Source organism: Thioalkalivibrio sp. ALJ12 (genome assembly GCF_000378305.1).
In the GTDB taxonomy this organism is placed as follows: Bacteria; Pseudomonadota; Gammaproteobacteria; order Ectothiorhodospirales; family Ectothiorhodospiraceae; genus Thioalkalivibrio.
The window spans coordinates 380,612-394,168 of sequence record NZ_KB899539.1 but is presented as its reverse complement, the minus strand read 5'-3'; the positions used below and the strand labels follow the sequence as shown (position 1 = coordinate 394,168).

At 63.9% G+C, this 13,557-nt stretch carries 15 protein-coding genes and 1 tRNA gene; 6 read left to right on the top strand and 10 right to left on the bottom strand.

From position 1 onward, the window contains the following. Positions 1–12 precede the first annotated feature (12 nt). Positions 13–2,046 (bottom strand): excinuclease ABC subunit UvrB, encoded by a 2,034-nt coding sequence (gene uvrB, locus F467_RS0109180; RefSeq protein ID WP_018139277.1) that lies wholly within the window; start codon positions 2,044–2,046, stop codon positions 13–15. A gap of 102 nt (positions 2,047–2,148) precedes the next feature. On the opposite strand from uvrB, the gene F467_RS0109175 reads away from it, so the two are divergent. Both F467_RS0109175 and F467_RS0109170 read left to right on the top strand, forming a co-directional pair. Then, complete coding sequence (locus F467_RS0109175; RefSeq protein WP_018139276.1) at positions 2,149–3,339, top strand: pyridoxal phosphate-dependent aminotransferase; 1,191 nt, start codon at positions 2,149–2,151, stop codon at positions 3,337–3,339. A gap of 55 nt (positions 3,340–3,394) precedes the next feature. Continuing rightward, positions 3,395–3,470: transfer RNA gene (locus F467_RS0109170), tRNA-Asn, on the top strand. Positions 3,471–3,534: 64 nt separating this feature from the next. Here F467_RS0109170 and F467_RS0109165 read toward each other — a convergent pair. Both F467_RS0109165 and F467_RS0109160 read right to left on the bottom strand, forming a co-directional pair. Continuing rightward, complete coding sequence (locus tag F467_RS0109165) at positions 3,535–4,461, bottom strand: cytochrome c (protein WP_020404939.1); 927 nt, start codon at positions 4,459–4,461, stop codon at positions 3,535–3,537. Positions 4,462–4,464: 3 nt separating this feature from the next. Then, entirely contained in the window at positions 4,465–4,932 is a 468-nt protein-coding gene (locus F467_RS0109160) for a cytochrome c (RefSeq protein ID WP_018139274.1), read from the bottom strand. A 229-nt stretch (positions 4,933–5,161) separates the two neighbouring features. Between F467_RS0109160 and F467_RS0109155 the strand changes: the two genes are divergently transcribed. Next, on the top strand, positions 5,162–5,824 hold the full coding sequence (locus F467_RS0109155) for an L-fuculose-phosphate aldolase (RefSeq protein WP_018139273.1): 663 nt from the start codon (positions 5,162–5,164) through the stop codon (positions 5,822–5,824). A 1-nt stretch (position 5,825) separates the two neighbouring features. Here the strand turns inward: F467_RS0109155 and F467_RS0109150 are convergent, their stop codons facing one another. Beyond that, the gene (locus F467_RS0109150) at positions 5,826–6,374 is read right to left on the bottom strand and encodes an NUDIX domain-containing protein (RefSeq protein ID WP_018139272.1); all 549 of its coding nucleotides are present in this window, start codon (positions 6,372–6,374) and stop codon (positions 5,826–5,828) included. A 124-nt stretch (positions 6,375–6,498) separates the two neighbouring features. Between F467_RS0109150 and hspQ the strand changes: the two genes are divergently transcribed. The 3 genes from hspQ to F467_RS0109135 are packed head-to-tail and all read left to right on the top strand — an operon-like array spanning position 6,499 to position 9,243. Next, positions 6,499–6,819, top strand: coding sequence for a heat shock protein HspQ (gene hspQ, locus F467_RS0109145; RefSeq protein ID WP_012982621.1), 321 nt, complete (start codon positions 6,499–6,501; stop codon positions 6,817–6,819). Positions 6,820–6,859: 40 nt separating this feature from the next. Then, positions 6,860–8,545 carry a dihydroxy-acid dehydratase gene (ilvD, locus tag F467_RS0109140; RefSeq protein ID WP_018139271.1) on the top strand — a complete coding sequence of 562 codons (1,686 nt, stop codon included), beginning with the start codon at positions 6,860–6,862 and terminating at the stop codon, positions 8,543–8,545. Between the two features lie 11 nt (positions 8,546–8,556). Further along, positions 8,557–9,243, top strand: a complete 687-nt coding sequence (locus F467_RS0109135; protein WP_012982619.1) for a rhomboid family intramembrane serine protease — start codon at positions 8,557–8,559, stop codon at positions 9,241–9,243. Between the two features lie 4 nt (positions 9,244–9,247). Here the strand turns inward: F467_RS0109135 and galU are convergent, their stop codons facing one another. The 6 genes from galU to F467_RS0109105 all read right to left on the bottom strand — a co-directional run bounded on the left by galU (position 9,248) and on the right by F467_RS0109105 (position 13,545). After that, positions 9,248–10,138 (bottom strand): UTP--glucose-1-phosphate uridylyltransferase GalU, encoded by an 891-nt coding sequence (gene galU, locus F467_RS0109130; RefSeq protein ID WP_012982618.1) that lies wholly within the window; start codon positions 10,136–10,138, stop codon positions 9,248–9,250. A 55-nt stretch (positions 10,139–10,193) separates the two neighbouring features. Next, positions 10,194–10,478: a ComEA family DNA-binding protein gene (locus F467_RS0109125; RefSeq protein ID WP_012982617.1), complete on the bottom strand. Its 285-nt coding sequence runs from the start codon at positions 10,476–10,478 to the stop codon at positions 10,194–10,196. Positions 10,479–10,541: 63 nt separating this feature from the next. Then, a complete protein-coding gene (gene pyrF, locus F467_RS0109120) occupies positions 10,542–11,273 on the bottom strand; it encodes an orotidine-5'-phosphate decarboxylase (protein ID WP_018139268.1) in 732 nt (243 codons plus the stop codon). A gap of 23 nt (positions 11,274–11,296) precedes the next feature. After that, positions 11,297–12,523 carry a tetratricopeptide repeat protein gene (locus F467_RS0109115; RefSeq protein WP_012982615.1) on the bottom strand — a complete coding sequence of 409 codons (1,227 nt, stop codon included), beginning with the start codon at positions 12,521–12,523 and terminating at the stop codon, positions 11,297–11,299. Between the two features lie 342 nt (positions 12,524–12,865). Further along, on the bottom strand, positions 12,866–13,183 hold the full coding sequence (locus F467_RS0109110; RefSeq protein WP_018139267.1) for a lipopolysaccharide assembly protein LapA domain-containing protein: 318 nt from the start codon (positions 13,181–13,183) through the stop codon (positions 12,866–12,868). A gap of 5 nt (positions 13,184–13,188) precedes the next feature. Beyond that, a complete protein-coding gene (locus F467_RS0109105) occupies positions 13,189–13,545 on the bottom strand; it encodes an integration host factor subunit beta (protein WP_255349327.1) in 357 nt (118 codons plus the stop codon). Between the last annotated feature and the right edge of the window lie 12 nt (positions 13,546–13,557).

Genomic DNA, 13,557 nt, shown 5'->3' with positions numbered 1-13,557 from the left:
CGAGCAATCTTTTTAGGATAGCGAGGCTTCCGGGCGGAACGCGAGTGCTTTGAGCTTCTCGATGCGGTCACGGATCCGCGCGGCCTCCTCGAACTCCAGGTCGCGGGCCTTCTGGAACATCTCCTGTTCCAGCTTCTCGATCTCCTTGGCGGCCTGCTCCGGGGCGTCGATGTAGTCGGGCGCATCCTCGGCCACCTTCTTCTGGCCACGACGCCGCCCGGAGCCTGGCGTAGCGTTGCGGGCCTCGAGTATGTCGGCGACATTCTTGCGGATGCCCTGCGGGGTGATGCCGTGCGCCTTGTTATGGGCGATCTGCTTCTCCCGCCGGCGCTCGGTCTCGTCGATCGCCCTCTGCATCGATCGGGTCACCTTGTCGGCGTACAGGATCGCCTTGCCGTTCACGTTGCGCGCGGCACGCCCGATGGTCTGAATCAGCGAGCGATCGGAGCGCAGGAAGCCCTCCTTGTCGGCGTCCAGGATCGCCACCAGCGAGACCTCGGGCATGTCGAGGCCCTCGCGTAGCAGGTTGATCCCCACCAGCACATCGAACTCGCCCAGGCGCAGGTCGCGGATGATCTCCATACGCTCGACGGTGTCGATATCCGAATGCAGATAGCGCACCCGCACGCCGTGTTCCGAAAGATAGTCAGTCAGGTCCTCGGCCATGCGCTTGGTCAGCGTCGTGATCAATACACGCTCGTCGCGCTCCACCCGGTCGCGCACCTCGGACAGACAGTCGTCGACCTGGCTGCCCGCCGGGCGCACCTCGAGAATCGGGTCCAGTAGCCCCGTGGGCCGGACGACCTGATCGACGATGGCCCCGGCATGCTCGCGCTCGTACGGCCCCGGTGTGGCGGACACGTAGATGGTCTGCGGCTGCAGGGCCTCGAATTCCTCGAAGCGCAGCGGGCGGTTATCCAGTGCCGAAGGCAGTCGGAAACCGTATTCCACCAGCGTCTCCTTGCGCGAGCGGTCGCCCTTGTACATCCCGCCCACCTGGGGCACCGACACATGCGACTCGTCGACCACCAGCAGCGCGTCCTTCGGCAGGTAGTCGAAGAAGGTGGGCGGCGGCTCGCCCGGTGCCCGGCCGGAGAGATAACGCGAGTAGTTCTCGATGCCGTTGCAGTAGCCGATCTCGAGGATCATCTCCAGGTCGAACAGCGTGCGCTGCTCCAGGCGTTGCGCCTCGACCAGGCGATCCTCCTTGCGCAGGAAATCCAGACGCTCCTTGAGTTCGTCGCGGATATGGTCCACCGCCTCCAGCAGTGTCTCGCGCGGGGTCACGTAGTGCGTCTTCGGGTAGATGGTCAGGCGCGGGACGGTGCGCAGCTGCTCGCCGGTCAGCGGATCGAAGTACGACAGCCGCTCGATCTCGTCGTCGAACAACTCGATGCGCACGGCCTCGATTTCGGATTCGGCGGGATGGATGTCGATGACCTCCCCACGTACCCGGTAGGTGGCGCGCCGCAGCTCGGTGTCGTTGCGGGTGTACTGCAGCTCTGCCAGACGCCGCAGCAGGTCGCGCTGGTCAATGCGATCCCCGCGCTGGAGGTGGAGCACCATCGACAGGTACTTGCGCGGATCGCCGAGGCCGTAGATGGCGGAGACCGAGGCCACGATGATCGCATCCCGGCGCTCCAGCAGGGCGCGCGTCGCGGACAGTCGCATCTGCTCGATGTGGTCGTTGATCGAGGCATCCTTCTCGATGTAGGTGTCCGAGGACGGGACGTAGGCCTCCGGCTGGTAGTAGTCGTAGTACGAGACGAAGTACTCCACCGCGTTGTTCGGGAAGAACTCCTTGAACTCGCCATACAGCTGCGCGGCCAGGGTCTTGTTCGGCGCCAGGATGATAGTCGGGCGTTGCAGGTTCTCGACGACGTTGGCGATCGTGAAGGTCTTGCCCGACCCCGTCACACCCAGCAGGACCTGATGCGCCAGCCCCGCCTCGATGCCATCGATCAGCGCGCGGATCGCCGCGGGCTGGTCGCCGGCAGGCTGATACTGCGATACCACCTTGAATTGTTCGCCTTCATCTGGCTGCACGCCTTATCCTCCGCGCCTGATTTCAGTATTATTTCGCCACTTGCGGCCGGTTATGCATTCGCGCCCGGCCGCCCACCCCGCCCAACCCGCATGAGGCCCGCCTTGGATATCGAGCTCTCCGATCGCGTTCAGCGCATCCAGCCCTCCCCCACCCTGGCCGTCAGCGCGCTGGCCGCGCAGCTGCGGGCCGAGGGCCGCGATATCGTCGGTCTGGGGGCCGGCGAGCCGGATTTCGATACCCCGGAGCATATCAAGCAGGCGGCCATCGACGCCCTTGCCCGCGGGGAAACCAAGTACACTCCAGTGGATGGTACGCAGGGCCTGAAAGACGCCATCATCCGCAAGTTTGATCGCGACAACGGGCTTACGTTCGAGCGTGACCAGATCCTGGTCTCCTCTGGTGGCAAGCAGAGCATCTTCAACCTCTGCCAGGCCCTGCTGAACCCGGGCGACGAGGTGGTGATCCCGGCGCCCTACTGGGTCTCCTACCCCGACATCGCACTTCTGGCCGGTGCGCGGCCCGTAGTGGTCAGCGCCACCCAGGAGGCGGGATTCCGGATTACGGGCGAGCAACTCGCGGCGGCGATCACGCCGAATACCCGCCTGGTGTTCATCAACAGCCCGTCCAACCCCACTGGAGCGGCCTACTCGGCCGACGAGTTGAAGGCCCTGGCCGACGTGCTGCGCGAACACCCCCGGGTGGTGATCGCCACCGACGACATGTACGAACACATCCGCTTCGGCTCCACGCCGTTTGTGAACATCGTGAATGTGGCTCCGGATCTGCTCGAGCGCACCGTCGTGCTCAATGGCGTGTCCAAGGCCTACGCGATGACCGGCTGGCGTATCGGTTATGCCGGTGGACCGAAGAATCTGATCGCGGCGATGAAAAAGATCCAGTCGCAGAGCACCTCCAACCCCACCTCGATTGCGCAGGCCGGAGCGCAGGCCGCGCTGGATGGCGATCAGGGCTGCGTGATCGCCATGTGTTCGGCCTTCGCCGAACGGGCGCGGCACGTGGTCGACGGCCTGAATGCGATCGACGGCATCGACTGCCTGATGCCCGACGGCACCTTCTACTGCTTTCCACGGGTCACCGGCCTGATGCAGGCGGCCGACATCGACACCGATGTCGCCCTCACCAAGCAATTGCTGGACGAAGTCGGAGTCGCCCTGGTGCCCGGCAGTGCATTCGGCGCCCCGGGTCATGTGCGCGTCTCGTTCGCCACCAGCGTCGACATGCTCGACAAGGCACTGGACCGGCTCAGGCAATTCGCCTCGACCCACCGCTGAAGCAATAATTGAAGCTTGACGGGGTGGCCGCCCCCCATTAGGATCTGCGGCCAATTCCCCGGTAGCTCAGTCGGTAGAGCGGGTGACTGTTAATCACTAGGTCGGCGGTTCGAGCCCGTCCCGGGGAGCCAGATAAAGAGAAAGGGCCAGGTCTGCGCTGCAGCCTGGCCCTTTTTTATGCGGCCTTCGTCCCGTTCAGTCCGGCTCGTGTTCGATGGGGTCCAGCGACTGCAGATAGGCCGCGATTGCCCGGCGGTCGTCACTGGTCAGGTAGGACGTCCCGTGCTCGATCACGTCGGCCATGCTGCTCCCGGCAAAATCGCCGTCACGGGTGATGCCCATCTCCAGGTAGCGGGCGATATGACGCGCGCCCCATCGGCCGATGCCGGTTTCCCGGTCCGGCGTGATATTCGGTGCGACGTCGCCATCCGGCATGCGCGCCCCTGCCCCCAGACGCTCGAGGTCCAGCCCGCCCGTCCGGGTGCGCGGGGTATGGCATTCCATGCAGTGCCCCAGGGCCTGAGTCAGATAGGCGCCACGGTTCCACTCCTCGGACTCGTCAGGATTTGCCTCGAACTCGCCGGGCTCGAAGTGCAACCACTTCCATACACTGAGTGATGGCCGAAAGCGCACGAACCAGTCCAGATCGTGCGGGGTATTCTCGCGGGCGACGGGCTCGACCTCGGACTGCAGATAGGCCCATAACGCCTCCACGTCCTGGTCCGTCATCTTCGTATATGCGGTGTACGGAAATGCCGGGTAGTAATGGGTCCCGTTCGGGCTGCGCCCTTCCCTCAGGCCCTGCTTGAAGTCGCCCTCCGACCAGCCGCCGATGCCGTGCTCTTCGTCCGGGGTGATGTTCGGGCCGTAGAACACGCCGAACGGGCTTTCGATCGGCCGACCACCGGCCAGGAAGTCGCCATCCTCCGCGGTGTGACAGGTCACACACCCGCCGGCGCGCAAGACGTATTCACCGTAGGCAATACGTTCGTCCTCTCCGGCCTGGGGGTCCTCTTCACCGATCTCCACCTCCGCCTGTGCGACGGAACTCCATGCAAAGGCCGCAATGGCCAGGGCCGGCAGCCAGGCGGCCGGCCCTGTGCGCCTTGTGGTCACCGCCACCGATCAGTCGCGGCGGAAGTCGTCGTGGCAGGCCTGGCAGGACTGCCCCAGGTTACGGAAGCGAATCGGGAGTTCGTCGTCGTCACCGGCTTCAACCGCGGCATGCAATGCCTCGGCTGCATCTTTGGTGTCCTGAGAGAGCTCCTTGAACCGGTCCCAGTCGTCCCAGATCTCCTCTTTGGCATCGGTATCGGGGAAATCACTGCCTTCAGGGAACAGTGCCGGGATGTCCGCGGTTAGATCCACCAAATGCCTGGTGTGCATCTCGAGGTTGTCGCCGAATTCGGCGCCGTCGACAACGACTGCGGCGATAGACCCGACGTTGCCGCCGATGGACCGCATCACGCCCTGACGGTAATCAATGGTTGCCTCGTGCTCGTCAAAGGCATGCACGGAATGCACAGCGCCCAGGCCCAGCGCGAGGGTTCCGGCAACGGAAGCCGCAGTCAGAAAACGAAGGGTTTTTTTCATGGGTTGTCCTCCCTGTTCAAGGAACATCGAAAGTGCCGCGCAACGGCTGCGGCCTGCCAAGTACAGCCTTCAATATAGATGTCCAGGTGGCGTGCGCGCCATCCGCGTCTTCACGTCCCGCTCACGCCGGCCTCTCGACATTGACCCCATAAACTAACGGGTGTTCCCCGAGACATCCTTCGCGCCTGTCGCGATACAATCCGGCTTCCATCTATCCCCCTGGATTCCGATGCCTGCCACCGATGAACTGGCCCTGCGCCAAGCGATTATCGACACCGCGCTCGAGACCAATCGCCGTGGCCTGAACCAGGGCACCTCGGGCAACGTCAGCGCGCGTCTGGGCGACGGCATGCTGATTACCCCGTCCGGCGTGCCCTATGAAGCCCTGCGTCCGGAGGACCTGGTCTCCGTCGATGCACAGGGACGCTGGCCGGATCACCAGAAGCCTTCCAGCGAGTGGCATTTTCATCGGGCGATCCTCCAGGCGCGCCCGGAGTTGAACGCCGTGGTGCATGTCCACTCGATCTATGCCAGCGTGGTCGCGATTCAGGGTCGTGATATCCCCGCCCTGCACTATATGGTGGCGGCGGCCGGGGGCAATTCGATCCGTTGTGCCCCCTATGCCACGTTCGGCACGGAGCAGCTGTCAGGCAACGCGGTGGAGGCCCTGCAGGATCGACTCGCGTGCCTGCTGGCCAACCACGGCATGATTGCGACAGGGCCGGATCTCGCGCGGGCCTTGTGGCTGACCCAAGAGGTCGAACTGCTCGCGCAGCAGTATGTGCTGAGCCTGCAAATTGGCGGCCCGCAGCTGCTCGGCGATGATGAAATGGCGCGCGTGCTGGAAAAATTCCAAGACTACGGGCCGTCCCGGCGCGCGCAGGACAGCTGAACTACAACCCGCCCAGCGGGCTCGCGGACTCCGGGGCGCCCATCGGCGCGAATTCGTTCAGGTGGCGCGTCTGCTGATAGTGCGCCAGAGCCCAGGCGACCGACGGAAATGCGAGCTCCCCGGGGAGATCATTGAAGTCGAACAGCGCGACCTCTTGCGATTCCGGTCCGGGAGCGACATCGTCGCCCAGCAGCTCGGCACGGTAGATCATCTGCACCTGACCGATATGCGGCAGACTGTAGACCGCGAGCAGGCGATCGATACGCAGCCGGGCGCGTGCCTCCTCCCAGGCCTCTCGCTCGGCGCCCTGCTCGGTCGACTCGCCAAGCTCCATGTATCCTGCGGGCAGTGTCCAGTGACCCTTGCGCGGCTCGATCGCCCGGCGGCACAACAGGACCCGCTCTCCCCATGTGGCCACGACGCCCACCACAATCCGCGGGTTCTCGTAGTCCACGAAGCCACAGTGACTGCAGATCTTGCGTTCGCGGTCATCATTTTCGGGCACGGCCCGGTGAAATTCGGGGCGGGGGATGCTGACGTCACGGGACATGGTATACGTTCGCTTTGCGGGTTCAGGACCACGCGCCGGAACGCGAGACCCGGGCGATGGTCTTTTCTGAGAGACACTGTCAATGCAGCACAATTAATGCACCAAACGCCGCCAGGGGGCAGCGATGACACAGGGAACACGCTTCACCGTGGGTGAACTGGTCCACCATACCAAGTTCGGCTACCGCGGTGTGATCGTCGAGGTCGACCCGGTCTACTCCGGCTCGGACGAATGGTACGAAACCGTGGCCAGGAGCCGTCCCCCCAAGGACCGGCCGTGGTACCACGTGCTGGTGGACGGGTACTCGCACAGCACGTATGTGGCCGAACGCCACCTGGAACCCGACACCTCCGGCCAGCAGATCGACCATCCGGCACTGGGCCAGTTCTTCGATCACTTCCTCAATGGGCGCTACTGCCGGGGAAGCAATTCTCGCACCCACTAGTCCGCCCTCTCCCGGGCCGGACAACGGACAGGACGACTCGATGACCCAGGACAATCGACGCAGCCGCGTCGTCACCGAAGGGCCACGCCGCACCCCCAACCGCGCCATGCTCAGGGCCGTGGGCTTCGGTGACGACGACTTCCAGCGCCCCATCGTTGGCATTGCCAACGCCCACAGCACCATCACTCCCTGCAACATGGGGATCGGGGCACTGGCCGAACGTGCGGAATCGGCCGTACGAGCCTCGGGCGGCATGCCGCAGACCTTCGGCACCATCACCATCTCTGACGGCATTTCGATGGGCACCCCGGGCATGAAGTACTCCCTGGTGTCGCGCGAGGTGATCGCCGACGCGATCGAGACGGTCGTCAACGGCCAGAGTCTGGACGGGCTGCTGGCCACCGGCGGCTGCGACAAGAACATGCCCGGCGCCATGATGGCGATCGCCCGGCTTAACGTGCCCGCGATCTTCGTCTACGGAGGCACGATCAAGCCGGGACGCTACAAGGACCAGGACCTGACGATCGTCAGTGCGTTCGAGGCCGTCGGACAGCATGGGGCGGGAAAGCTGTCGGATGAAGACCTGGCCGGCGTGGAGCGCAATGCCTGCCCGGGAGCCGGCTCCTGTGGCGGCATGTTCACAGCCAATACCATGTCCAGCGCCTTCGAGGCGATGGGCATGAGTCTGCCGGGCTCGTCGACCCAGGCGGCCGAGGACCCGGAAAAGGCCGACTCCGCCGCCCGTTCCGCCGAGGTCCTCCTGGAGGCGATCCATGCCGACCGCAAGCCGCGCGACATCCTCACGCGCGAGGCCTTCGAGAACGCCCTGGCCGTGGTTATGGCCGTCGGGGGATCGACCAATGCCGTGCTCCACCTGCTCGCCATTGCCCACTGTGCCAACGTGCCGTTAGCTCTGGATGACGTAGAACGGATCCGCCGGAAAACCCCGGTACTGTGCGATCTGAAGCCCTCCGGTCGACACGTGACCACGGAATTCCATGCGGTGGGGGGCACACCGCAGGTCATGAAGATCCTGCTGAACACCGGTCTTCTGCACGGGCACTGCCTGACCATTACCGGCCAGACCCTAAGCGAGGTCCTCGCAGACATCCCTGATGCACCACCATCGAACCAGACCATCATCCGCCCGCTGGATGCCCCCCTGTACCCGCAGGGGCACCTGGCGATCCTTAAGGGCAATCTGGCGCCGGAAGGCAGCGTGGCCAAGATCACCGGGCTCAAGTCCACTTCGATTCGCGGGCCCGCGCGCGTATTCGAATCCGAGGAGGAATGCCTGGACGCCATCCTGGCGGGTGGTATTCAGGCTGGAGACGTCATCGTGGTCCGTCACGAGGGTCCTCGTGGGGGGCCCGGTATGCGCGAGATGCTCGCCCCCACGGCAGCGATCATCGGCGCGGGTCTCGGCGACTCCGTTGCGTTGATTACCGACGGACGCTTCTCCGGAGGCACCTACGGTCTCGTCGTCGGACATGTCGCGCCCGAGGCGGCGCAAGGTGGGCCCATTGCCCTGGTGCGCGAGGGCGACATCATCGAGGTCGATGCCGACCGTAATCGTCTCGCGCTCGAGGTACCAGAGGACGAACTGGCGCGTCGCCGCAGTGCCTGGCAGGCACCCCCGCCGCGCTTTGATCGAGGTGTGCTCGGGAAGTACAGCCGTCAGGTCGGATCCGCCAGTCGCGGCGCGGTCACCGACGACTTTCGCTGATCCCGGCCCCGATGACGCACCCGGACCCGCGCCACCCCGATTTCAGCATGATGCCACCGGTGATCGGCTTTTTGCTAATCACCAACGTGGCGCTCTTTCTTGCCCTGCCCTGGCTGGGCGACTGGCTGATGACCCATTTCGCTCTGTGGCCCATCGGAACGCCTTCGATGATCCTCCAGGACGGGCAATGGCTACGTGTGCCGGACTTCCAGCTCTGGCAGCTCTTGACCTACGGGTTCCTGCACGGAGGCCTCGTTCACCTCTCGGTGAACATGTTTGCCGTCTGGATGCTGGGAGTGCAGATCGAGAACGCCTGGGGCTCCAGGACCTTCGCCCTGTACTTCCTCATCTGCGTGATCGGCGCAGGGCTGGTACAGCTTATGGTCACCGCCTATGGCGACAATGGGATGGTCTATCCCACTGTTGGGGCATCCGGCGGCGTGTTCGGGGTCTTGCTGGCGTTCGGGATGATGTTCCCCAACCAGCGGCTTTATCTGTTCTTCCTGCCGATCCCCATCAAGGCAAAGTACTTCGTCATCGCCTACGGCGCCCTGGAACTCTACCTGGGGATCTCGGGCACCCTCGCCGGTATTGCGCATTTCGCGCATCTGGGCGGGATGGCGTTCGGCTTCCTCGCCATCCAGTACTGGCGCGGAAGGCTTCCGATACGTCCGCGTCAGCGGAGGTTCTGGTGGTGAGGCTTCAGGAGGTGCTGGCGCGGGATTTCAGATAGGCGCCAAAGTCGTCCTTCAGCTCCGGGTGCATCAGCGCGAACTCCACGGTCGCCTCCAGATAGCCCAGCTTGCTTCCACAGTCGAAGCGGCGACCTTCGAAATTAAGGGCAGTTACACGCTCCTCCTGAAGTAACTTGGCAATTGCGTCGGTCAGCTGGATTTCGCCCCCAGCACCGGGCTCCTGCTCCGCCAGCAGCTCGAAGATGCGCGGGGTCAGGATATAGCGGCCCACGACCGCGACATTGGAGGGTGCGTCCGCCGGCTGCGGCTTCTCCACAATCCCGCGTACGTCCCAGGTGCGCGGGCCCGTTTGCACCGGATCAATGATGCCGTACTGATGGGTGCGGTCCGCCGGCACCTCTTCCACGCCCAGCACGCTGCATCCATGCTGGTTAAAGGCCTCGACCATCTGCTTCGTGGCACCGCCCTGCTCTTCTTCGATCAGGTCATCGGCCAGGATCACCGCAAAGGGCTCGTTGCGTACCACCGGCCGCGCGCAGGCTACCGCATGTCCCAGACCCAGTGCCTCGGCCTGACGCACGTACACACAGGTCACGTTGGACGGCACGATATTGCGCACCTTCTCCAGCATCTCCGTCTTGCCGCGTTCTTCCAACTCCGTTTCAAGCTCGTAGGCCTTGTCGAAGTGATCGGGGATGGAACGCTTGTTGCGACCGGTCACGAACACCAGGGTCTCGATACCCGCACGCACGGCCTCCTCGGCCGCGTACTGAATAAGCGGCTTGTCGACAATGGGGAGCATCTCTTTGGGGTTGGCCTTGGTGGCCGGAAGAAAGCGGGTGCCCATGCCCGCGACAGGAAAAACAGCGGTACGGATCGGTGGCGTATTCGGGTTCATCCTGACTCCAGGTGGGAAAAGACGACGGGGATCGGCCCCGTCGTCCTCGATCGGGCTACTCGACCTCGATACGGTCGAGATTCATCTCCACCGTGCGCTCGCCGACGCCGGATACGTCCGTCAACGCCTGCACCGAGGCAAACGGACCGTGGGCTTCGCGATGCTCGACGATCGCCTCGGCCTTGACCTGGCCGATGTTGTCCAGCGTCGCGAGTTCATCCGCCGATGCCGAGTTCACATTCACCGGCGTCTGCCCGCCTGATGCCGTAACCAGCGCCAGCGGCAGCACGCACAAGGCGGCGAAGAACCAGCATTTCACACAGTAGATGGCATTTTTCATGTTAACTGCTCCATGTTGAGTGATAACCGGCGCAACCCTTGCGCCAAGGTCATCCTAACGGGATCAGTGGCTCTGGAAAACCCTCTCCAGGCGATGTGCGAAATCGGTCGCAGCTGCCGCCGGATCGGCCGCCCGGGTAATGGGTCGCCCCACCACAATGGCGCTGGCACCGGCCTTGATCGCGTTCTCCGGTGTCATCACCCTGCGCTGATCGTCTCCTTCGGCCTCCGGAAGCCGGATTCCGGGGGTCACCAGCATCGGGCCAGAGCCCAGCTCCTCACGCAGCAGGCTTGCCTCCTGCGCAGAACACACCAGCCCCTCCAGCCCAGCCCGCGCGATGGCCAGATTGCCCAGCAGGCGCACCTGGGCCTCCGGGCTGCGCTGAACGCCAATCTCGCGCAGCGTGTGTGCGTCGCTGGAGGTCAGAACCGTAACCGCCAGAACGGCGGTGTGATCATTGACCTCGCGGACCGCTTCGTGCGCCGCCTGCATCATCTGCAAGCCACCACTGGCGTGCACATTTACCAGCCATACGCCGGTTCGCGCCGCTGCCCTGCAGGCGGCGGCCACTGTGTTGGGGATATCGTGAAACTTGAGATCGAGGAATACCCGAAAGCCGAGATCGTGCAGCCTGCCCAATAAATCGGGCCCGGCCACGACAAACAACTCGAACCCGACCTTCAGGGCGCACAATGACGGATCGAGACGCTGCGCCAGCTGGATGGCACCGTCGGCATCGGCAAAGTCGAGTGCCACGATCAGACGCGGGGCTGGGGACTGAACGACTGCTCGCATGGCTCTTCCTGATTAAATGGGTTTCAGCGCGTCCCTTCGCGGACCAGCGCATCTTCAGCCTCCTCGGTAGAGGCATCGAGTTCAAAATCCAGCCCCCGCAGGGTATCCCATCGGCGACAGCTCGGACATTGCCAGACGTGCGCTCGACCCTGGTAGCCACAGTTCATGCACTGGTACAGATGCTGGCTTCCGAGCTGATCCGAAAGCGCTTTCTCGAACGCGGCGAACTCCACACTGTATTCCTGCACCGCGGGGAGAATCTTCATCCAGCGCACGGCCTCGAGCAAGCCCGATGTCGGCACCGGGCGTTGCGAAAGGATCATCCCGAGTTCGGAGAGTGCGGCATCCAGCCGCCCGGTGCGACGGTACAACCGCATCAGTGCGATCCGCGCCACGGTGATACCGCGGCTGTTCGCCAGATCTTCCAGGGTTTGCTCCAGCTGCCCCAGGCGGTTCTCACCTGGCAGTGCCTGGTGCAGCCGCTCGAGGCGCGGCACGACCAGGGGTGCCAGCGGTGGCGTACGGGCCACGGCCTCACGGCCGCATGCAATCGCATCGGCGATGCGGTCTTCGCGTTCCGCGATCTCGGACTTGATCAGCAGTGCGCGCGACAGCCCAGGGACCAGCCCCTCTGCTTGTGCCGCTCGCTCGGCGGAGGTTGAGCGGTCACCTTGCTCCAGCGCAATAGTCGCCAACTCACAGTGATAATGCGCGATTCGAAGATGTTCATTCGGCACGTTATGCGCTTTCAGTCGTGTGCCGACCTCGATCGCGCGCTCCCATTCACGCTGGGTTTCATAGACATGCTGCAGGCCCTTCAGCGCCTGCACCGCCTGATGCGGCGAGTCCGCAAGCTCGCGGAAGACCGCCTCGGCCCGATCGAGAACGCCGGCTAGCAGAAAGTCCTGCCCGAGCTCGTTCAGCGCCTGGGCCCGCTGCTCGTCCTTCAGAGAAGGACGCGCCACCAGGTTCTGATGGATCCGGATCGCCCGATCGACCTCGCCTCGACGCCGGAACAGGCGTCCAAGAATCACATGGGTCTCAAAGGTTTCGTGGTCGACCTCCACCATCTCGATGAAGGCCTGCAAGGCATCATCGGTACGGTCGTCCAGCAGATATCGGACGCCCTCAAGGTAACGGTGAAGGGAAGGTTCCTGGTCCCCCGGGTCTTCCGGGTGGACGCGACGGGCTACCCACCAGCCGCTTGCCGCCGCCACGGGCAGCAAGAGCCAGAACCAGTCGTTGATCACGTGACGCTCCCGGACTCGGACAGCGACCCCAGCTTTCGCGCCGGGCCACAGGGCCGAGCGAACGCTGCGAGGCATACCCGTTTCCACACCCTGCAACATGACCCACGAGAAGGGCCTGGCCAACCAATCTTGTTACATCGGGTGATCAATAAACGAGCGTTCACGGGAGAGGAAACGAGCCATCCCAACCATATGGTCGATCGATTCTCGGACGTAGCGGAAGACATGGCGCGTCGTTTGTGCCTCAAGGCTAGTGTGCCTCAAGGCTAGCCTTCGCCGGCTGCACTGTGCACGTGGGCGAAATGGACTCCAGCGCGGGCATGCACAGTGATCCGCATTGCACTAATAAAAATCCCGCATCGGGGCCGTTCGCATCTGCTCGACCTCGGTCTTCAATGCGCGATTCTCCGCGCGCAGGTCCGCCACCTTCTGGTTCAGTCGGCGGATACGGAGAAGCAGAATGGCGGCCGTGACGACCACACCCACGAGCGCGGAAATGCCCAGCAGGACTACCAGGGGCGCTTGCACGTCTACCCATGGCAGGCTCAGGGTGACCTGGCCCTCGTTGAACACCACAAGAATACCGATCGCCGAAGAGATCAGGATCAGCAAGGCAAACGCGACTACGTTGCGGACCTGCTGGCGCCGTCGATCGGACATGCCGATTACTCGTCGACAACCGCGGGGCTATTGACCCGCTCGCGCAGTTCCTTGCCGGGTTTGAAATGCGGGACATGCTTGCCCGGCAGTGCCACCCCTTCCCCGGTCTTGGGATTGCGTCCAAGACGCGGCGGGCGGAAATGCAGGGAGAAGCTGCCGAAGCCACGAATCTCGACTCGCTGACCATGCGCCAGGGCCTGACTCATCCGTTCCAGCAACGCCTTCACGCACATCTCGACATCCCGTGCGGGCAGGTGAGGCGATTTCTGGGCGAGGCTTTCGATCAATTCCGATTTGGTCATCTGACGCTCGTCACAGACAGAAGAAAGAGATCCGCAGTGTGCGGATAAAAAACAGTCCACGGCATCCGTACG